The organism is Paenibacillus sp. Root444D2, from assembly GCF_001426375.1.
In the GTDB taxonomy this organism is placed as follows: domain Bacteria; phylum Bacillota; class Bacilli; order Paenibacillales; family NBRC-103111; genus Paenibacillus_E.
This window is the reverse complement of record NZ_LMEO01000003.1, coordinates 109,630-130,917: the sequence shown is the minus strand read 5'-3', so window position 1 is coordinate 130,917 and position 21,288 is coordinate 109,630. Positions and strand designations below refer to the sequence as shown.

19 protein-coding genes are annotated in these 21,288 nt (G+C 47.2%); 16 read left to right on the top strand and 3 right to left on the bottom strand.

The features are described 5' to 3' along the window. The first annotated feature begins 1 nt into the window (after position 1). The 11 genes from ASD40_RS03560 to ASD40_RS03515 all read left to right on the top strand — a co-directional run bounded on the left by ASD40_RS03560 (position 2) and on the right by ASD40_RS03515 (position 12,810). Complete coding sequence (locus ASD40_RS03560; RefSeq protein ID WP_057301975.1) at positions 2-1,282, top strand: M20 family metallo-hydrolase; 1,281 nt, start codon at positions 2-4, stop codon at positions 1,280-1,282. Continuing rightward, positions 1,269-2,513 carry a pyridoxal-phosphate-dependent aminotransferase family protein gene (locus ASD40_RS03555; protein ID WP_057301950.1) on the top strand — a complete coding sequence of 415 codons (1,245 nt, stop codon included), beginning with the start codon at positions 1,269-1,271 and terminating at the stop codon, positions 2,511-2,513. The genes ASD40_RS03560 and ASD40_RS03555 overlap by 14 nt, the downstream gene beginning before the upstream one ends. Then, the gene (gene ggt, locus ASD40_RS03550) at positions 2,507-4,102 is read left to right on the top strand and encodes a gamma-glutamyltransferase (RefSeq protein ID WP_057301949.1); all 1,596 of its coding nucleotides are present in this window, start codon (positions 2,507-2,509) and stop codon (positions 4,100-4,102) included. Before ASD40_RS03555 ends, ggt begins: the two co-directional genes overlap by 7 nt. Before the next feature lie 34 nt (positions 4,103-4,136). Next, positions 4,137-5,126: an XdhC family protein gene (locus tag ASD40_RS03545; RefSeq protein WP_057301948.1), complete on the top strand. Its 990-nt coding sequence runs from the start codon at positions 4,137-4,139 to the stop codon at positions 5,124-5,126. 5 nt (positions 5,127-5,131) lie between these two features. After that, complete coding sequence (locus tag ASD40_RS03540; RefSeq protein WP_156389883.1) at positions 5,132-5,767, top strand: nucleotidyltransferase family protein; 636 nt, start codon at positions 5,132-5,134, stop codon at positions 5,765-5,767. Between the two features lie 672 nt (positions 5,768-6,439). Beyond that, positions 6,440-6,583: a hypothetical protein gene (locus tag ASD40_RS38440; protein WP_156389882.1), complete on the top strand. Its 144-nt coding sequence runs from the start codon at positions 6,440-6,442 to the stop codon at positions 6,581-6,583. A gap of 235 nt (positions 6,584-6,818) precedes the next feature. After that, a complete protein-coding gene (locus tag ASD40_RS03535; protein ID WP_057301946.1) occupies positions 6,819-7,739 on the top strand; it encodes an FAD binding domain-containing protein in 921 nt (306 codons plus the stop codon). Then, positions 7,723-10,176: a molybdopterin cofactor-binding domain-containing protein gene (locus tag ASD40_RS03530; protein WP_057301945.1), complete on the top strand. Its 2,454-nt coding sequence runs from the start codon at positions 7,723-7,725 to the stop codon at positions 10,174-10,176. Before ASD40_RS03535 ends, ASD40_RS03530 begins: the two co-directional genes overlap by 17 nt. Then, positions 10,169-10,654: a (2Fe-2S)-binding protein gene (locus ASD40_RS03525; protein ID WP_057301944.1), complete on the top strand. Its 486-nt coding sequence runs from the start codon at positions 10,169-10,171 to the stop codon at positions 10,652-10,654. The genes ASD40_RS03530 and ASD40_RS03525 overlap by 8 nt, the downstream gene beginning before the upstream one ends. Before the next feature lie 8 nt (positions 10,655-10,662). Further along, positions 10,663-11,811 carry a BMP family ABC transporter substrate-binding protein gene (locus ASD40_RS03520; protein ID WP_057301943.1) on the top strand — a complete coding sequence of 383 codons (1,149 nt, stop codon included), beginning with the start codon at positions 10,663-10,665 and terminating at the stop codon, positions 11,809-11,811. 21 nt (positions 11,812-11,832) lie between these two features. Next, positions 11,833-12,810 carry an aromatic ring-hydroxylating dioxygenase subunit alpha gene (locus ASD40_RS03515; protein ID WP_057301942.1) on the top strand — a complete coding sequence of 326 codons (978 nt, stop codon included), beginning with the start codon at positions 11,833-11,835 and terminating at the stop codon, positions 12,808-12,810. Between the two features lie 102 nt (positions 12,811-12,912). Here the strand turns inward: ASD40_RS03515 and ASD40_RS03510 are convergent, their stop codons facing one another. Both ASD40_RS03510 and ASD40_RS03505 read right to left on the bottom strand, forming a co-directional pair. Further along, complete coding sequence (locus ASD40_RS03510) at positions 12,913-13,350, bottom strand: hypothetical protein (protein WP_057301941.1); 438 nt, start codon at positions 13,348-13,350, stop codon at positions 12,913-12,915. Between the two features lie 243 nt (positions 13,351-13,593). Further along, positions 13,594-13,794: a hypothetical protein gene (locus ASD40_RS03505; protein WP_057301940.1), complete on the bottom strand. Its 201-nt coding sequence runs from the start codon at positions 13,792-13,794 to the stop codon at positions 13,594-13,596. Between the two features lie 70 nt (positions 13,795-13,864). Between ASD40_RS03505 and ASD40_RS03500 the strand changes: the two genes are divergently transcribed. The 5 genes from ASD40_RS03500 (at position 13,865) to ASD40_RS03480 (ending at position 20,109) form a co-directional block, all read left to right on the top strand. Beyond that, positions 13,865-16,186 (top strand): ATP-binding protein, encoded by a 2,322-nt coding sequence (locus tag ASD40_RS03500; RefSeq protein ID WP_057301939.1) that lies wholly within the window; start codon positions 13,865-13,867, stop codon positions 16,184-16,186. Continuing rightward, positions 16,183-16,821 (top strand): response regulator transcription factor, encoded by a 639-nt coding sequence (locus ASD40_RS03495; RefSeq protein ID WP_057301938.1) that lies wholly within the window; start codon positions 16,183-16,185, stop codon positions 16,819-16,821. Before ASD40_RS03500 ends, ASD40_RS03495 begins: the two co-directional genes overlap by 4 nt. A gap of 8 nt (positions 16,822-16,829) precedes the next feature. Further along, entirely contained in the window at positions 16,830-17,753 is a 924-nt protein-coding gene (locus ASD40_RS03490; RefSeq protein WP_063870704.1) for a polyprenyl synthetase family protein, read from the top strand. A 554-nt stretch (positions 17,754-18,307) separates the two neighbouring features. Continuing rightward, positions 18,308-19,771 (top strand): catalase, encoded by a 1,464-nt coding sequence (locus ASD40_RS03485; RefSeq protein ID WP_057301936.1) that lies wholly within the window; start codon positions 18,308-18,310, stop codon positions 19,769-19,771. A 65-nt stretch (positions 19,772-19,836) separates the two neighbouring features. Next, complete coding sequence (locus tag ASD40_RS03480) at positions 19,837-20,109, top strand: Fur family transcriptional regulator (RefSeq protein WP_057301935.1); 273 nt, start codon at positions 19,837-19,839, stop codon at positions 20,107-20,109. Positions 20,110-20,183: 74 nt separating this feature from the next. Here the strand turns inward: ASD40_RS03480 and ASD40_RS03475 are convergent, their stop codons facing one another. Then, a complete protein-coding gene (locus tag ASD40_RS03475) occupies positions 20,184-21,260 on the bottom strand; it encodes a DctP family TRAP transporter solute-binding subunit (protein ID WP_057301934.1) in 1,077 nt (358 codons plus the stop codon). Positions 21,261-21,288 lie beyond the last annotated feature (28 nt).

Below are 21,288 nucleotides of genomic sequence, written 5' to 3'. Positions count from 1 at the left end.
AATGACACCGAACTCGCTGGATTTGCTGACACAATACGCAGAGCAGATGCTCGAAGTACTGGAATGGCTTTCCTCGTATGGCGCTGACCCAGAGGGGGGAGTCACCCGTTTGTTATATACGCAGCCATGGCTGCAGGCGCAGCAGGCTTTAAACCAAAAAATGCACGAGCTGGGGCTGGAAGCAGGCTTCGATGCCGTTGGTAATGTATTTGGAAAGCTTCAAGGGAATAACCTTCCTTTGAAGTCGGTTCTTACAGGTTCTCATGTAGACACGGTAAAAAACGGCGGTAAATACGATGGGGCATATGGCATAGTAGCCTCCATGATGGCACTTGGTTATTTGAAGGCTGCTTATGGAACTCCAGAACGAACTCTTGAAGTGGTTTCATTCTGTGAGGAAGAGGGAAGTCGCTTCCCGCTCACTTATTGGGGCTCTGGGCATGTGACGGGTGTGAGGTCGCTGACTGGAGTCTCAGGGATTGCTGATCTTGAAGGTGTGACTCTGCTTGGGGCAATGCAGCAAGCTGGATTCGACACTGTGAGTGTAAGTGAACACCCTGCGAAGCGCGAAGATATAGGAGCGTATATTGAGATTCATATCGAGCAAGGCTCTGTCCTGGAGTATAAGCAGAAGCAAATTGGCGTTGTTACAGCTATCGTAGGTCAAGTTAGGTTAACGGTAGTTGTAACGGGCACCTCGAATCATGCCGGGACGACTCCGATGACGATGCGAAAGGATGCTCTTGCAGGAGCTGCGGAAATGGTGGCTCTGACAGAGCGGATGGCGCTGGAAGAGGGGGAACCGCTTGTAGCTACCGTTGGTCGTTTGGAAGTGAAGCGGGGAACATCGAATGTGGTACCGGGGGAAGTTGAATTTACGCTGGATATTCGGCATACTGACGAGTGGAAGATGGATGCTTTTCGTGCGAGATTATTAGCTGAGTTTGAAGTAATCGCGAAGCGAAGAGATCTTCAAATAGATACGCTTGAAAATTTACATGCTTCGCCTGTGGCTATGCATGAAGGGATTTCGGCAGAAATTGAAGCTGCCTGTGATGCCTATGGGCTCCAGAGTATGCGGCTGCCTAGCGGGGCAGGACATGATGCTCAGTTGTTCGGGCCGATATGTCCGACAGCGATGATCTTCGTTCCAAGTCGCGCTGGCATTAGCCACAGTCCTGATGAGTTTACGGAACCGGCCGAACTTGTCGCTGGTTTCCAAGCACTGGTGCATGTGTTATACCAATATGGCTATGGGGGGAAAGTAGATGAAATCTTATAAAGACTTGTCGCCCTCGCTGCGAACGATAATGACCCCAGGACCCGTTGAGGTCGACCCGCGGGTACTGCGGGCAATGTCTTATCCGATTCTGGGACAATTCGATCCTGAATTTACTGAACTGATGAATGAGACGATGGAAATGCTTCGTGATGTCTTTCAAACAAAAAATCAATGGGCTTATCCAATAGATGGCACCTCACGTTCAGGGATTGAGGCAGTTTTGGTAAGTGTGATTGAACCGAGGGACAAGGTACTTGTTCCTATTTATGGGCGCTTTGGCAATCTGCTTGTGGAAATCTCGGAGCGCTGCGGTGCAGAGGTTGTCCTGCTGGAGAGAGAATGGGGCAAGGTGTTCGATCCAGAGGAAATCATCGCTGCCATACACCGGGAAAAACCGAGTATCGTTGCGATCGTCCACGGCGAAACATCCACGGGTTGTATCCAACCGTTTGATGGCATCGGAGCAGCCTGCCGTGAAGTGGATGCCCTGCTTGTTGTGGATGCCGTCGCTACGATTGGCGGTGTCCCGGTTAAGACAGACGAATGGCAGCTGGATGCTGTTATTGGCGGAACGCAAAAGTGTCTATCCGTCCCATCCGGCATGTCGCCAATTACGTATAATGAGCGAGTCGAAGCCAAGGTTATGCGACGTAAAACCATTGAACGAGGACTCCGTGAGAAAGGTTCGGCGGTGTCAGCTGGCAAGCCAGTCGCGAGCAACTATTTCGACCTGGGCCAGCTTCAGGACTATTGGAGCCCGAAACGGCTCAATCATCATACGGAGGCAACCTCGATGTTGTACGCTTTGCGCGAGGGCTTGCGTCTTGTCCTGCAGGAAGGCCTAGAAAATCGATATCGTCGTCATCAGTGCCATGAGGCTGCATTAGTTGCAGGCCTTCAGGCAATGGGCTTATCGCTATATGGGAATCCGGACTGTAAGCTGACGGTTGTGACCTGCATCCGTATTCCAGATGGAATTGCTGGAGAATCTGTGCGGTCGATGCTGTTAAATAGTTTCGGCATTGAAATCGCCAGTTCTTTCGGACCGCTGAAGGGTCAAATTTGGCGAATCGGCACGATGGGCTTTAGCTGTAATCAAAAAAACGTTCTCCACGTCCTTGGTGCACTGGAAGCAGTTCTCCTATGGCACGGCGCCGATATTACAGTCGGCAAGGCTTTGCAAGCCGCGTTAACGTTATATGCTCGTAAAGAGGAGGAGCTGCCATGTTAAACATCATGCCGCGAGCCGAGCGTGCCATGATTGCTACGCCTCATTATTTGGCTAGCAGTGTGGGGAGTGCCATTTTGCAGCAGGGAGGCAATGCATTTGATAGCGCGATTGCGATAAGTGCGACACTAGGAGTCGTCTACCCGCACATGACGGGGCTTGGCGGGGATGCCTTTTTCCTCATGCATGATGCAGCGACGGGTACTTTTACGGGCTTTAATGGAAGCGGGAAGTCAGCTGCGCTGGCGACGCCTGATTTTTACAAAGATAAAGGGTTAGATACGATTCCGCAAAGAGGAATTCTAAGTGCGATAACTGTTCCGGGCATGGTCGATGCCTGGTGGCAAGTATGGGAGAAGTACGGGAAGCTGCCGTGGGAGAAGCTGCTCGATCCAGCTATTGCTTATGCGGAAAACGGTTTTCCTATCTCGCGCAATTTGCTTTTTTGGATGCGCAAGGACGAGGCTTTCATTCGGGCTTCTGAGCAGCTGAGTGCCTTGTATATGGCGAACGGCGAGCTTTTGAAGGAAGGAGATCGTCTTGTTCAGAAAGACATGGCCCAAACGTTACGTATCGTTCAACTTGAAGGTAGAGAGGCCTTTTATGAGGGTTCCTTCATGCAAAAGGTTGTTGATAACATTCAGCGGGATGGTGGATTGCTGCAGGAAGATGATTTCCGTACTTATTCGGGAGAATGGGTGGAACTGCTTTCAACAACATACCGTGGATATGAGATTTATCAAATGCCGCCGAATTCACAAGGATTCACAGCGCTAATGATGATGAATATGCTGGAAAATATAGAGGTTAGTGCGGTTCCGCGGGCCTCCGCGAATTTTTATCATATGATGTCAGAAGTGATCAAAAAGGCGTTCAAAGACCGTGACCTTTACTTGACGGATCCCCGTTTTCGGGAAATTCCGCTGGAGCGTTTGCTTTCTAAATCCTATGCGGCGGAGCTCTGGAATGAGATTCAAGCGGAACCTCTCAAGGTGAGTGAACACCTATCACCAGCGATCGGGCAGGATACGGCTTATGCGGCTGTTGTTGATGATGAAGGGAACTCGGTCTCGTTTATACAAAGCTTGTATTTCGACTTTGGTGCTGCTTATGTGCCAGGCGATACGGGCATTATTATGCAAAATCGAGGTTCTTATTTCTCGCTGGATCCCGCATGCGCGAACGTTCTAGAGCCTAACAAAAGGTCATTTCATACGTTAATGCCTGCCATGGTGAGCAAAGCGGGGAAACCTTACATGCTTTTCGGTACACAGGGCGGAGAAGGTCAGCCGCAAACACAGCTGTCCATACTGACAGGCGTGCTCGATTATGGTTTGTCCATTCAAGAAGCCATATCGCTACCGCGTTGGGTATACGGCCGTACATGGGGGGAAGATGGCGATGCGCTGAAGCTCGAGCACCGTCTGGATGGCGATGTGTATGCGCGTTTGAAAAGGTGGGGACATCGTGTTGAACCTGTGAACCCTTGGGATGGGATTATGGGGCAAGCGCAGGGCATTGTGATTGATGAGAAAGGTTTCATGAGCGGTGCTGCGGATCCTCGGGGCGACGGTTTAGCGATCGGCTGGTAGGACGATAAATCCATAAGGCGAGGTGCGATGAGTGATGGAGGCTTATGACATTTTGCAAGCGGTGGAGAGTAATGCTCAGGCGCGTGTATTAGCGACGGTCATTCATGTGGAAGGTCATGCTTATCGCAAGCAAGGGGCGGTTATGCTGCTGATGGCGGATGAAAGCTCGCTAGGCAGTATTTCTCCCGGCTGTTTGGAAGCGGATCTGTCCGCATACGTATCTGCTGTATGGGAGTCGCAAAAACCGCAAATGGTGGAATACGACATGAGACCGGCAGACGATTTCGGCTGGGGTGAAACGATTGGCTGCGGCGGGTTGATTCGTATCCTGCTGGAGCCTGTTTCAGGGGAGCTGCTTGTCAATCTGCTGGTGGTGAAAGCTAGCTTGGATCGCGGAGAGGCCGTGAAGCTTCTTCGCACATACTCGGATGGGTATTCGAATATAACGTATACGTTGTGTCATCCAGATGAGGGAGTATCTACAGACCGACACGCTGTGCACGCCTCATTGTTTACGCCGAAGCCGAGGGTAATTGTGTTTGGGGCGAATCCAGATGCGATTCCACTTGCCCAAATGGCGGCAAGTGTTGGGTTTCGCGTGGTGGTAGCGGACTGGCGGGAAGCTTTCTGCAATGTGGAGCGTTTTCCGGAATCGGAGACGGTCGTAGCTTTTCCAGAGCAATTAGTGGAAGAACTAAAGCTGAATGCGCAGGATTATGTTATCGTGATGAGTCACCAGTTTGAGAAGGATGCAGCATTTGTGCGGGGAGCTATGGAGTCAACCCTGCGCTACCTCGGTATCATGGGTTCGAGGGATCGAACGGAGAGGATGCTTGAAGGACTAGAGCGGCCGGATTGGCTGCATTATCCCGTTGGTTTAAACATTGGCTCGGAAGGCCCTGTCGAAAATGCAGTCAGCATAGTAGCTGAATTGATACGTATGAAGCGTGGTGTTCGCACGACTGGAGAGTGGACCTCCTCTGTAGCCATGGGGCGAGATATCCAAAGCTGCCGCCCTTGGTGAGCATTGTGAAGAAAAAAATCGTTGGTGTGTACTTGGCTGCAGGCAGCAGCAAACGGATGGGGACAGCGAAGCAGTCGCTAGAAATGGCTGAAGGCGTACGGCTTGGCGGGCTTGCTTTGCTGCAAGCTCTTCATTCTGAACTGCATAGTGTGGTTGTTGTCGTGCGTGTTGGGGATTCCTTGGATTGGTTACCGGAAGAAGCTCACATGCATATATTATTGGGCAGATGCCGGATTGAGATATGTGCGGATGCTGAAAACGGGATGGCGCACTCGCTGCGCACGGGGATCCAGGTGGCGGAAGAGATGGGTGCAGATGGCATCTTAGTTCTGTTGGCGGATCAGCCTTTCGTAGATAGTCAGATGCTATTTCGCCTAACGAATGCGTTTAATAAGGAAGCGGGCTGCGATTACATCGCCAGCGGGGATAAGGGGATGCCGAAGCCTCCTGTTATTTTGGGGCGAGGGATGTGGCCGGCTGCTGCTGCTTTGGAAGGGGATGCTGGAGCTCGATCCTTATTACGCTTACCTGTGTACCGCGGTCAAATTGTGGAAGAGAAAAAACAGTTGAAATTTATGGACATTGACACAGTAGATCGCTATGAACAGGCGAAAAAAATATTTTCGCACCAATATATGTGAACTTAAATAACATAAAAGAGAGTGTGAGTGCATTATTACTAATAATGCGCTATTTTTTTATACAAAAACACAAAGTGTTGTTAAGTTAGTTGACGCGGTTTTTGCATATTGTTTATAGTATATCTAATTTATATGCGGATGGCTTTTGAATAAATGGGAACTTAGTTCACAAGATTTGCACCAAACCTAAAATGGGTAAACCCCATGTCAGAGCCTCTCAAGTGGTGGCTGTAACGATGAAATTCATCGCTAAAGTGTGGGGAATGAGTGAAAGTGTATTTGTAACGATGAAAAACAAGCTTAAAGTGGTAAACCCCATGTCAGAGCCCCTCAAGTGGCGGCTGTAACGATGAAATTCATCGCTAAAGTGTGGTAATGAGTGAAAGTGTATCTGTAACGATGAAAAACAAGCTTAAAGTGGTAAACCCCGTGTCAGAGCGCCTCAAGTGGCGGTTGTAACGATGAAATTCATCGCTAAGGTGTGGGGAATGAGTGAAAGTGTATATGTAACGATGAAAAACAAGCTTATAGGGGTAAACCCCATGTCAGATCCCCTCAAGTGGCGGCTGTAACGATGAAATTCATCGCTAAAGTGTGGGGAATGAGTGAAAGTGTATATGTAACGATGAAAAACAAGCTTAAAGTGGTAAACCCCATGTCAGAGCCCCTCGAGTGTCGGCTGTAACGATGAAATTCATCGCTAAAGTGTGGGGAATGAGTGAAAGTGTATCTGTAACGATGAAAAACAAGCTTAAAGTGGTAAACCCCATGTCAGAGCCCTTGAGTGGCGGCTATAACGATGAAATTCATCGCTAAAGTGTGGGGAATGAGTGAAAGTGTATATGTAACGATGAAAAACAAGCTTAAAGTGGTAAACCCCGTGTCAGAGCGCCTCAAGTGGCTTAAAGTAGTAAACCTCGTCACGAGGCCCCTCAAGTGGCGGCTGAGATGAAAGCTCAGTAATGGTTACAAAGTAAGTGTTCCTACGGAAAACTCAAGTATCTCTTACGAAGTAAGTTTTTCTAAAGAAAAACTTTAAGGAGGGTTGTTCATGTCAGTTCCTTTGTACCAGCTGCCAGAGCAGCAGCCTTCAGTATGGCAGCCTACGAGTGTAGAGGAAGCTATGCGTTTGAAGCATAAATGGGGAGATGACTCGGTACTCATTGCTGGGGGAACCTGGCTGCGTACTCGCTGGGAAAACGGTCATTCACCGCTCCCGCAGCATCTAATTAGCCTTGGAAGTATTTCATCTCTCTCGGGATTAACGGTTGATTCTCTTGGACACATTCATATAGGGCCAGCCCTTTGTTTAGCCGATTTGATGAAAAATGAGCTGGTTAGGCAAAGATGCGGACTCCTAGTGCAAGCCTGCTCGGAGATTGCAGCGCCCTCTGTTCGAAATTTAGCCTCTATCGGAGGCAACGTAATGTCACGAACGGGGGACCTGATACCTGTATTGCTTGTGATGGACGCCCAAATCATTTGCTCGGATGGGCAGAATGAACGTTCACTGGCGTTGACGGATTGGCTGGAAAGTTCGATTTCGACCCAGAACGAGGTAATGACAGGGATCGTGGTGCAAACGGCAGCTCAGATGAATGCGGAAGAGGGAAGCCGCTATGAGTTTTATCTAAAGGTGGGACGAAGGGAAGCATTCACCCCATCGGTTGTAACAGTGGCTGGGAGGCTAGCGCTCGGAACGGATGGAACCCTCACAAGCATTGCATTAGCTGCGGGTGGAGGAAGCGCTGTTCCAGCAAGGTTTAAAGATCTGGAGGCCGCTGCCATTGGCCAGCCTTTATCCAAGGAGCTTCTAAAGTATCTGCATAAGGGTGTGTTCGCGGAATTTGATGCTGTGGCTGATGATTATGCCGGTGTAACCTATCGCAAGCAGACAGCGGCCAATCTCATCGTTTCTGAGTGCTATAAAGCGTGGCAAAAAGGGGGCGGAGCGGATGCTCCTAGGTCGTGATACGTATGCAAAAAAGTGGATTATCCGACCTGACGGTGAGGAAAAGGTAACCGGTAAGCTCCGATATCTCACGGATTTAACAGCACCCGGCATGCTGCATGGGAAGGTACTTCGCAGTCGTTATCCTCATGCATGGATTCTTTCCATCGATACAAGCAAGGCGATAATGATTCCCGGTGTGCGCGTCGTGGTAACGGCAGAGGATGTGCCTGGGATGAATTTATTCGGCATTGCCTTCCCGCATCAGCCTGTGTTCTGTCATGAACGTGTTCGTTACATGGGGGACGCTTTGGCGGCAGTAGCTGCGGATACGGAAGAGATCGCTGAATATGCGCTTAGCTTGATTGAAGTTGATTATGAGCCATTACCCATTGTAGATGATCCAGAAACGGCGCTAGACGCGAGTGCAATTAGGCTGCATCCCGATGGCAATCTGCTTCACCGAACCAGCTTGAAGCATGGGGAGGCAGAGACGGCGTTCGAGAGGTGTGCACATATTGTTGAGGAGACGTACTTTACGCCTCGTCAAATGCATACTTACATGGAAACAGAGGGCGGCTTATTTATCCCAGAGGATGATGGGCGATTGACGGTTTACTCGCCGACGCAGCATGGTTACAAGGATCGGATGCAGCTGTCAAGGATTCTAGGGATGACTGAAGAGCAGATTCGGGTCGTATCCAGTCCGATTGGCGGATCGTTTGGCGGTAAGGATGAGCTCAATGTGCAGCCCTTCGGTGCCCTGATGGCATTGAAGACGGGATCACCGATCAAGATGCACAATTCGCGGCGTGAATCGGTCATATCAGGCATCAAACGGCATCCGATGCGGATTAGGATGAAGACCGGCGCGGATCAAGAGGGACGTCTCGTCGCGCATCAAGTCAGTATTCTTGCGGATACAGGCGCTTATGCAACCTTGGGTTGTGAGGTATTGAATTTTGCTACGGAACATGCGATAGGACCTTATAACATTCCGAATGTAGATGTTCAGGGGACGAGTGTATATACGAATAACGGTGTTTCCGGTGAGTTTCGGGGCTTTGGCGGCAATCAGGTGATTTTTGCCGTTGAAAGCCAAATCGAGCGGTTAGCCGAGAAGCTCGGTATGGACTCCTGGGAGCTGCGCAAGCTGAACTTGCGCGCTCCAAGCGACCCGGGGCCGATGGGACAGAAGATTGTGCAGACCGAGGGCGCGAGCCAAGTGTGGAGCAAGGTGAAGGAGTCGCCGCTCTGGGCGAAGCGCGGGAAGCTGAAGCGGGAAGGCGATGAAGCGGTACAGGAGGACGCGGGCGAGAGAAAGCAAGATGAAGCGGTAAAGCAGGGCGAAGGCGAGAAGCAGCAGGATCCAGCGGAGAGGCTGCAGGGGGCAGAGCGGGATGACGAGAGCGAAGGTCACAAGGGCGAAGATCACAAGAGCGAAGATCAAGCCCCGTGGATCCGCCGAGGCGTCGGCGCAGCGATGGTGATGCACGGCGCCGGGCTCGGCCTGGGCATCCCGGATCACTCCGGCGGACGCATCGAGCTTACGCCGGAGGGCAAGATCCAGGCCTCCTTCGGCTTCGAGGAGTTCGGGCAAGGGCTTTATGCAGCGCTCACGTTGATGCTGCAAGACTTTTTCGGCTGCGCCGCCGAAGACATCCGCATCGTCATCGGCGATACGGATCGCGTGCCGAGCAGCGGATCCAGCACCGCTTCGCGCGCCACCACGATGATGTGGCGCGCACTGCAGCGGCTGAAGCCGTCGTTCGTGCAGGCGCTGCTTCAGCAGGCGTCTGCACTCGCCGGCCTCACAGCCGAAGAGCTGGCAACCGGCGCAGGCGGGATTCATCGCAAGGGCGATGGATCGGGTAAGCCGGTTGTGACGTATGCGGAGTTGGCGGGGGTTGCGGAGGCAGCAGCCCAGCCGATCATCGCGCATACGGAGTTCGATTACCCGACGACGCCGGAAGGGCTGGTCGGCGCTCATTATTTATATTCCTACGCATCCGTCATCGTGGAAGTGGAAGTGAACATGCTGACGGGGCGAGTGAAGGTGCTGCAAACCGATCACGTCATAGCAGCAGGTCCTGTTATTAATCCGATGGGGTTCCTCGGGCAGATCGAAGGCGGCAGCGTGATGGCACTGGGATTTACGTTGACCGAGGATGCTGTCATGAAGGACAGCAATTACGTCCGGCATAATTTGGACACGTACCTGGTTCCAACCTTCAAGGATAGCCCTCATACCATTCGGGTAGAAGCGATCGAAGATTTGCCCGAGGGTGATACATTTGGCCCGCGCGGGGTTGGCGAAATCGGCTCCGTCGGTTTGGCCCCGGCCATTACCGCAGCGGTCCGGCAAGCAACGGGGATTTGGGTAAATCGACTTCCGATTTCACCGGAGAACATCGTGCAGTCCATCGACTGGTTAGAAGGGGTGGAGGCCATTGATTAATACCACTTATGTGCTTGAATGTTCCATTAACGGTAAGGCTGTTGCGGTACCGGTCCCTGCTTCCAAACGGATGTCGGATATCCTGCGCGATGACTTACTTTTAACAGGAACCAAAGTTTCTTGTGAGATAGGGCGATGTGGAGCCTGCATGGTACTGCTTGATGGTAAACCCGTTAATTCTTGTCTGCTCATGGCTTATCAAGCGGCGGGTAAGGAAGTAACGACTATTGAGGGGATATCGGCAGGGGAAGAGCTGCATCCTGTTCAGCAAGCTATGTTAGAGGAAGGAGGGCTGCAGTGCGGTTATTGTACCGCTGGTATGGTCGTTACGCTTACGGCTTTATGGGAAAAGAATCCTACCCCGACTAGGGCGGAGGCCGAAGAGGCACTGTGCGGCAATATATGCCGATGCACGGGCTATGAAGGCATTTTTAGAGCGGTAGAAAGATGTGGTTTGTCGATAAAAAGAGAGGGGTAGAAGCCATTATGACAAAAAAAGGGATGTTTTCCTTAACAGCTATCTTACTTATGTTCCTAACCGCTTGCTCTGGACAATCAACTACGACTAGCACCACGACCGCACCTAATGCATCCCCAGCTTCAACCCAAGCTGCTAATGCAACGCCGTCATCAGTGGAGAAAAAGCTGCCTAGAGTCGCCTTTGTCTATATCGGGGTTCCCGGTGATGGAGGCTGGACCTATGAGCATGATCAAGGCCGTTTAATGTTGGAAAAAGAGCTCGGCATCAAAGCAACCACGGTTGAAAATATTCCTGAAGGTCCTGATGCGGAGCGTGTGTTTGAAGAGTTAGCCCAGAAAAACGATATTATTTTCGGAACGTCCTTTGGTTATATGGACCCGATGTACAATGTAGCTCAAAAGCACCCGAAGGTGACATTCCTACACGCAACTGGCTATAAAACATTGCCTAACCTAGGGACTTACATGGGGCGCGAATACCAAAGTGCTTATCTCGTAGGTATGGCGGCCGGTAAAATGACCAAGAACAATCACTTAGGTTATGTCGGTGCATTCCCAATTCCAGAAGTTATTTATACCATTAATGCTTTTACACTCGGTGCGCAAAGCGTCAATCCGGACATTGATGTGTCTGTGGTTTGGAGTAATACTTGGTTCGATCCGGCGACGGAGAAGCAAGCTGCGATTTCTTTGCTGGATAAAGGCGTTGACGTTTTGGCTGCGTACCAAGATTCTCCGGCAAGTATTCAAGCTGCAGCGGAACGCAAAGTGTGGGGGATTGGAAACGATTCGGATATGGGCCGATTTGCACCTGAGACGTATATTTCGAACCCGAAATGGAACTGGGGACCTTACTATGTGCAGACGGTTAAAAGTGTCATGGACGGAACTTGGAAATCCAGCGCATATTTCGGAAGCATGAAAGAAGGCATTACAGATATAGCTCCTCTAGGTAAAAATGTGCCAGTCGACGTTAAAGTTCTTGTCGAGAAGAAGAAGCAAGATATCTTGAATGGTACCTTCGACGTATTCCAAGGACCTATCGTGGATCAAGATGGCAAGACGCGTTTTGAACAGGGTAAAAAGATGACAGACGAAGAGATTTTGGGCACAACCTGGTTTGTTAAGGGCATTAAAGGTGTCATTCCTAAATAAGCATGAGAGGACGTAAGGACGATGACGATACAAGATATTGCTTTGATTGACGAGTGGCATCCGGTGTTGTTGTCGTCAGAACTGTTAGAGAAGCCTATACCTGTCATCGTGTTAGGTGAAAAAGTGGCTGTATTCCGCACTTCGCAAGGCGTCCACGCCTTCAAGGACCTATGTATTCATCGGGGAGTACCACTATCGCTGGGCAAAGTGAAGGGGGATGAACTTGTCTGTGCTTACCACGGTTGGTCCTATAACGGCTGCGGTACTTGTACGCGAATTCCGTCTCTGCCTGCTGATCGAGCGATTCCCTCCAAGGCGAAAGCGTTCGTCTACGCATGTGTAGAGGCACATGGGTTTATCTGGGTGAGCTTAGGTGCACCAGTTCATTCTCTTCCAAAAGTGAGTGCGTATATCCCTGACGGCTTCAAAGAAGTCATCATGGGACCTTACACTCTGCAAGCTGCAGGACCTCGTATTATAGAGAACTTCCTCGACGTATCCCACTTGATGTTTGTACATGAGGGTCTACTGGGTGATAGTGAATTTGCCGAAATTGGGGATTATCAGGTTTCCGAGGAGGACGGTGTCCTTACTTCAGAGGAAATCGTCGTCTATCAACCCGACCCGGATGGAACGGGGCGCGGCGTACATAGCCGATACGTATACGAAGTGTTCGGTCCGCTCTGTGTCGCTTTCACCAAAAGAGACCGTGATACGGATCATATCTTCCGGTTGTTCTTGATGGTGCTGCCGGAAACGGAGCAGACGAGCAAAGCGTTCATGTTGAAGCAGAGGAACTATGCTTATGAGGAACCTGACGAAGTTTTCGTTCAGTTTCAAGATCTGCTCATTGAGCAGGATCGTGAAATGGTCGAAAACCAGAAGCCAGAGCTGCTGCCGCTCGATCTTCAAGCGGAGCTGCACCTGAATACAGATCGCTTGAGCATCGCGTACCGCAAGCGGCTTCGGGAACTGGGCGTCACCTTCGGGACGGCTTAAGGGTTGAATTGAGCGCTGCGGCGCATGAGAGAATAACCGAAATGGTTGTTCTTCTATGCGCCGCAGTGTTTTTTACGAAGTGATTTCATTATGTTTTCCTCATTATCTTTTTTTCCTGCTATTCTTCATTAGCGTCATTCTCCTGGAATGGCGCAGCCAAGAATAATAGGATCGTAAGTCACGTAATTCCATGGTTTTAGACATAAATCCAAGGAAGGTGATGACAATCATTCTATGTAAGGGTTTGCCGACCAGATCGGTTTCGTTCTCTACCTCAGTAAATTGCACGACCATTAGTAAATCATCATCGATAACGTATACTTCTTCTTCGTTGCGGTAGTAGGGCGCTATTTTGCCACTTTTAAGCTTATCCCACAAATACTTACATATATCCTCAAGACTCGTTTCTTCCTCTTCCACACGAGTGATCCATCGAGTATGGGCATGATGGGTGATGACAATATCGACGATCTTTTTGTCAGCTAGTTCGATATAGAAGGGCTCATAGGTACTCCATCGGCTCATTAGTTTATCTTTCATACCTTGAACTCCTTTCTTCTCATCCATGCAAAGAACCAAGTGTGTTTTCCATATATATACTTATTATCATAAAGTTAACTTGTATCAAGGGCATCACATAAATCATTTCACTGATTTCTGAGTATTTTTCATACTCGTGCAAAAAATGCAAAAACCATTACATGAAAACGAAAAAAAGGATTGCATGATTAGCCGGGGCTAATTATACAATCCTTTTTTTATTTGGTAAAATAATACTAGGCATTAATCCCATTTACTTCTTGGTTCAGATGGTCCTTTTTTTCTAGTATCTACTGTAGAATAAAAGGTTTTAAGCACTGCTGCTGACTCTTTTTTAGATAAAGATAGCTCATTTAAGAAAGGGCTTGCATCTTCGCGTGAATTGACGCGTGTCAACTTGTGAACAGCATCATGTAATTGCGGAGTTAATTGGATGATAGGCATATAGTCACTCCTTTCTCGAACGATTAGACTACAATTGTATTATAGCAAATAAATGGTAGGGTGGTAGATTATGAGAAATAAATATGGAGTTGCGTTTTGTATATCGATTTTCGTTATATTGCAAGTGTGGTTCTCGTATATTACCTTTCAATCCCCTTATATAGGGATTTATCTTGAATTAACTCCACAGCAACAATGGGTGATTAACGAATTGGATCAGGAAAGCGCCAGTATGAAGCTGGACGTTAAAGTAGGCGATATCGTCAAGCAAGTAGACGGTAGGCTTCCCGATGCATTCCCGAATGTTCAAAAATGGAGAACGGTAGAGCAAGCCCATACATTGTTGATTAGTAGAGGCGGGGATGAGCACAAGATCGATGTAAACATCAATAGCACGGCCATATACGATGTGGTTCCGCTAGTAGAGGAATTCGTGTGTCTGTTTATGGCTGTTTTCCTTTTTGGAAAAATGCGCCGTTCTCCATCAGCCAGGCTGCTCGCAGCTGTTTTTCTAACCATGACAATCATTTACACGAGTCTAGGTGCTTCTGTGAGGGGAGATACTGTTGGAAAAATTGTAATCACCAGCATGATGATGGTATTGCCGATTGTATTTTTTCACTTTCTAATTGTCTTTTTCAAGGAAAAAGGAAATCTGAACTTGCCGTCTAGGATTTTGAAATATTTGTATGCGATAGCGATAGTAGGATTTTGTATAAGATGCTTGCTCCTTTACCCTTCGATAGCATATACGATTCATAGTTATAATGGCTCAGTAACTTTAGGCTTTTTCATTAGCGTCACTTTATTCAACTTGTGTGTATTAACGATTATGTATTTCAAAGTCCGTAAAGAAAAGTCCTACGTGTCCAGCATTGTAAAGAACGTTTGGTTATCACTGTTTATTTCTTTTTTACCGGTCATCAGCTTCTCCTTTCTTCCACAAGTAATTGTTGGACATTGGATTATTGATGCCATATATACAAATGGGTTTATTTTATTGTTTCCCATCTCTTTTGCATACCTGATTGCTTCCAATCAGTTATATGATATCGGTCTTGTGTTCAGGCGATTTTTGTTCGCGGGTCTGTTGGCTATTTTACCAGCCAGCCTGTTTACAGGGGCATATGCTTTCTTATTTCGCCATGTAGTGGATGAAAAGCAAATTCTGTTCGTTTTCGTCGGGTCGATGCTACTAATTTCTACGGTGCTGTATGCAGCCGAATATTTGACAACGCGGCTTGAACCGTTTTTGTTCCCGCGAAAATTCGCCCTGCAGTTGGCTTTGAAGAAAATCTCCAAAAACCTAGGAACCATTTCCAGTTTCCGTGAGTTGAAAGAAATTATACTCTTGGATATTGTTGGTACACTTCAGGTCATGGGTGGAGCCATTGTGTTCCAGTATAAGAACGAAACCGAGATCATTTACGAAGGGGAAATAGATACTTCAGAGGTTAAGCAGCTTGTCAACTCATCATCCTTGCTCGATCATCCACTATATACGTGCTTGGAGATGAATAGCCACGAAGAATATACGAGTTATTTAATAGTGACACGCAAAAAGACAAACACGATGCTTTCGAACGAAGAGAGGCAGTGGTTGCAGCTAATTACATCCTATTTGGAAGTTAGCTTGGAAAATGTCCACTTGATCCGCAAGTTAACAGCTAGATTGCAGCAATTAGCTTCCGAGCTTCCTCAAGAAACGGCTGCGAATGATATTTTATGGTTTCGTAAGGTGATGTTTGAACTTCAGGAAGAGGAACGAATTCGAATTGCTAGCGATCTTCATGATACGACGATGCAGGATCTTTTCTTTCTCAAAAGAAGAATATCCTCTCTTGCAGATAAGTCAACGATGCATCAAGAAGATCAGGTGCTGTTGAAAAATATGAATAATTTTGTGGAAATGATTAATGCCAGCCTGCGCCAAAGCTGCTTTGAGTTAAATCCTCATTTGCTAAAAGAGGTAGGTCTGATTCAAACGTTAAAGATGTATTTAGAGAAAGAGTCATATACAACACCATTTGAGCTTGAATTTGATGCAGGACATTCTGCTGTCATCGAAACCAAAGATTTGCTTACTAAGCGGCATATATTTCGAATCGTCCAAGAGCTGCTTAATAATGCAAAAAAGCATTCTCAGGCTTCCAAAGTTAACTTCCGCATAATGGAAAAAGATAATTACTTTTGCTTAATATATGAGGATGACGGGGTAGGATTTCGTGACAGAGACGAAGTTCATCTAGAGATTGGCGCATCAGGCATGGGGATTGAACAAATGAGAAGCAGAGTCTTGCATGTGGGTGGACGCTTTGAGCTCAACACACATAACGGAAACGGAACGAAATTTATAATTACAATACCAACGGAGGAAGTGATTTCAGCATGATTGAAGTCGTCAAGACATTGGTTGTTGATGATCATCCTTTATTTGCGCGTGCGACCAAGACATTATTAGAAGAAATAGATGGTATAGAAGTTATCGGTGTTGTCGCTAATGCCAAACAATGCTTGGAACAAGTAGAGCTGCATCAGCCAGGCCTCGTATTTCTAGATTATCAACTTCCTGATGTATCCGGTACAGAAGTCGCTGCTCAGTTAAAGGACATTTATCCGAATATGCATATTGTTATTTTTACGGGAATTGATATACAGGGCATCTTGAATAAATTAATCGAAATCAAAGTAAGCGGCGTTCTATCGAAGGAGTCGAGCGAACGAACGATTAAAAATATGGTGAATTGTATGTTGGATGGCCATACGATGCTGCCGTTATCATTCTTTCACCAGATGCAATTAAGTGGAGAATCTGCCAAGGATGACTGTGTGTTGCTAGAGGAAGAAGTACTCATGATGAACATGTTGGTCAAGGGGGCGACTCACGATCAAATTGCAGAACGCATCTTTATGAGCAAGCGAACTGTTGATAATTATTTACGTAAGATTTACGACAAATGGGGCGCCAAATCAAGAACAGAAGCACTAGAAAAGTTTATTAAAAGCAAATATTACACGCAGGCTTAGGGGAGGAAATGATGCAGGACATCCAGCAGCATATGCATCGTGTTATTGATGACTATATTTATGTAGAAGATTTAAATACTCTGCTTAAATCTTTTATAGATGATAAAGAAAAGGAAAACAGTACATGGTCTAAGATCACGATTTGCACGCACAGGATGTTAGGAGGAGACTCACCTCACATTCATCGACTTGCTGCGGTGACGGAACTGGTCATTCTAACTTTGGATATTATGGATGATTTGCAGGATCAAGATCAAGGTAGTAAGCCATGGATGCGATGTCCGCAAGCCATTACCTTGAATGCTGTTATGGCGCTGTTCATGGGAGTTCTAGGTGAATTGGGGCACTTGCAGGTCAAAGATAAGCTGCTTGTCGAGGTCAGTAAAATCATTTCGAGATCGGTTAACGGCCAACAAAAAGATATAACCAATGCGATATCAACTGTAGATGATTATCTAATGATGACGCAAGAGAAATCAGGTTCCTTATTCCGGCTTGCCTGTTTCATGGGCTATTCTGCTTTAGAATGCACGGAGGAAACCATTGAACAGATTCATCAATTAGCTGACTGTATTGGCCTTATTCATCAAATTCAAAATGATATGAGAGATCTTGTTCGGTTTGATGTGAAAAACGATTTGATTGGAAAGAAACGAACGCTTCCTGTGTTGTATCTACTATCCATTGAAGATACGGCATTCAGCCAATTGAAAGGTTATTATGAGGGTGAAATTACTACAGAGTTCCTTTTGGAAAAGAAAGAGGATTTTTTGCAAATGATTCAAGATTCCGGATGTATGGAATATGCCCGAATTGTCCAATCGGTTTGCATTCAAAAGGCGGAAGAGATTTATGAGAATTTGCAAGCCATCTCTCCTTGGAAAGAAAGGTTTAAGGAAACTACGTACGGCGATTTTCTGGATGCGGAATAGGTGGGCAATGGAGCTTTCATATTTTACAGATGGGAAGTAGAGTGGACTATTGTTTCTTAGGCTTGAATGATTTTGAAGGCCGTTAAGTTCGTCCGCATGTGCGGTGGGACTTGATGGCCTTTTTTTAAGTAAGTGAAGTCATGAGGAACGACGATCCTCTATTTTGTGAAAATGAGCTAGAAATTGAATTAGGCGGAACGTAAGGACTCTATTTCTTGAAATAACGGCAATCTGGAGGAAAAACTATGAAATAGAGGATCTACGTTCCTCCTAATCCTGAAATTCGGTTGTTTTCGTACAAATAGCGGCTTCACGTTCCTTTAAAAGACACTCACATATCTAAATTGCGGCAATCTGAGGTTAACAGGCGTAGGTAGAAATGAAAGGGATGAGCAGGAGGTTGGAGAAGTGTCCAATTGGAGCCATTAGTCGAAGAAAGAAGAAGATATATGTTATTGACAATGGTTCTCAATTAAAATAAAATAGATATTAAATAATAATTACTCTAAATAAAAGAAACGTAATCACAATCTTACCGACGAAGGAGAATGCAGATGTCCCATAACCACTTAACTACGAACCAGGGCGCGCCTGTAGGTGATAACCAGAATTCACGGACAGCAGGCCAGAATGGCCCGACGCTATTGGAGGATTACCACTTATTAGAAAAGATCGCTCATTTCGATCGGGAGCGTATTCCGGAGCGTGTGGTTCATGCGCGTGGAGCGGGAGCTTTTGGAACCTTTACAGTTGAGAATTCGATGAAACGATATACGAAAGCGGGCTTTCTAGCTGAAGCGGGTAAAGAAACGGCAGTATTTGTACGCTTCTCCACCGTTATTCACGGGCAAGGGTCACCTGAAACAGCACGCGATCCGCGCGGATTCGCCGTTAAATTTTATACAGAAGAAGGCAATTACGATCTAGTCGGCAATAATCTTCCTGTTTTCTTTATTCGCGACGCGATGAAATTCCCTGATATGGTTCATTCCTTGAAGCCAGCGCCTGACACGAATGTGCAGACACCCGACCGTTACTGGGATTTCATGTCCCTGACACCAGAATCGACGCATATGCTGACTTGGGTATTCTCGGACTACGGCACACCAGCGAATTACCGTGAAATGAATGGTTTCGGTGTTCATGCGTTCAAATGGATTAATTCCGTAGGGAATTATGTGTATGTGAAATATCACTGGAAACCGCACCAAGGCGTTCGCAATTTGAGCAAAGCGGAAGCTTCAGCCATTCAGGGCGAGGATTTCAGCCATGCGACAAGAGATTTGTACGACCACATCGATCGCGGCGAATTCCCAAAATGGGATTTGCATGTGCAGCTGCTGCAGCCTGAGGATTTGGACGCTTACGATTTTGATCCGCTGGATCCAACAAAAGTGTGGCCAGAAGATCTTATTCCATTGCAAAAGGTAGGGACAATGACGTTAAACCGCAACGCACAGAACTTTTTTGCTGATGTGGAGCAAGCGGCTTTTGCGCCAAGTGTATTGGTATCCGGAATAGAGCCTTCGGAAGATAAGCTGCTGCAAGGCCGACTTTTCTCCTACCCAGATACACAAAGACACCGTCTAGGTGCCAACTACCTGCAAATTCCGGTGAACTGCCCTTATGCAACCGTGCAAAATAACCAGCGCGATGGCGCTATGCAAATGAAGCAGCAGCCTGGCAGTGTGAATTATGAGCCAACTCGTCATGCCGATGAACCGAAAGAAGCGCCTGAATTCCGCGACAGCAGCGCTCCGCTCAACGGATCCGCTGGTAGGCAAAAAATCGCGAAAACGAATGATTTCGCACAAGCCGGAGACACATTCCGCAGCTTCAGCGAGCAGGAGCAAGCGAATTTCATTTCGAATCTGGTAGGCGACCTCTCGTCTGTTCACGAGAAATCGAAATTGCTGGCGATATGTAATTTCTACAGAGCGGATAGCAGCTTGGGAGAAAGCTTGGCAGCTGGCTTGAACGTGGATATTTCCGGATACTTACAACATTTGAACCGCTAATGGCCATCATAAAATAAAATAAATAGGTGAATAAATGCTAATAAATCGAAGAGGAGGTTCCCATCATGGTACAACATGATCTGAATCAAGCGCTGCAGCGGATGCGCGCCAAAAACATACCTTTAACACCTCAGCGGTGTGCAATACTTACGTTTCTTTATGCGCAGGGCAGTTACACGACGGTCAAAGACATATGTGAGGCATTGATCGTTAAATATCCCCATATGAATGCAATGACGGTTAACAGCAGCTTGCATGTGTTTAAACAGCTTGGTTTAGTTAATGAGTTGCCTGTAGTCGGTGCCTCCTTACGATATGAAGCGGCAATTTGTTCGTAAATGGTTGATAATAAGTAAGGCGCTGCAGTGTAAGAAGGGATAATATGGCCTCTTCTCACGCTGCAGCGCCTTTTTTAGTATAACCCCGATTGCTCTTTAGTGCTCTCGCGTCTGAGTTCGTTCACGGCGTCCATAAGATCTTTACTAAGATAGGACCCAGCTTCTTCATAGACAGGTTCAAGTGCTTGCTGCCATTCATCCCGTTCCTCTTTGGATAGGAGGTGAACGTTCATCTGGCCAATCCTCTGCAGCTCGTTCCATTGTTTACGGTTGATCTCGATCGCATTTTGGTTAGCCCAAACCGTCGTTTCCTGCATGGCCTCATTAATCGTTTTTTGCTGATCAGCGGATAGCTTCTCCCAAAATACCTTATTCATTAGCACGCCATAACCTAGATAAGCATGATTGCTTATGGTTAGATATTTTTGGACTTGATACATCTTTTTAGAGTAGATGTTCGAAATCGTATTCTCTCCACCGTCTACCAGACCGGATTCCATACTGCGGTAAACTTGGTTAAAAGGAATGGGGACTGTCTTTGCATTCAGATGACGAAATTGGGATTCAATAACCTTGCTAGGAAGAATTCGAAATGTCAAATCTCGAAAATCTTCCGGATGGACGAGCATGCCGCGATTGGAGGTCATCTGCTGAAAACCATTTGCCCAAAAACTTAGACCGATAATGCCTTTTTCTTCAAGTTTGCGCATTAGGATATCTCCGATCTTGCCCCGGAACGCCTTTTCTACAGCCTCTTCATTTTGGAAAGCAAAAGGGAGGTCCATCGCCATCCACTCAGGTACGACCTCAGATATATTAGAGAAGCTTGGCGCAATCATTTGAATGCTGCCTCCCTGCAAAGCCGCAACTTCTTCCGTTTCATTGTATAAAGTACTGTTCGGAAACAACTCTACTTTGATGGTGTCATTTGTTTTTTCTTTAACTAATCGGGCGAACTCTTGAGCGGCTAAACCTTTGGGTGTATTCTCCGCTACACTAAAGCTGAATCGGATGACCTTTTGTTGGCCGAGTCCAATCTGCTCATCATCACCCACAAGCGGGCCGTTATTAAATTGCCAGGAAAAACCGAATCCCACCGCTGTCAGGAGGCCGATTAAAATAAACAACGTAATACCGAAAAATGTTCTCATAATGGACCCCCCAGCTGTTGTATATCAT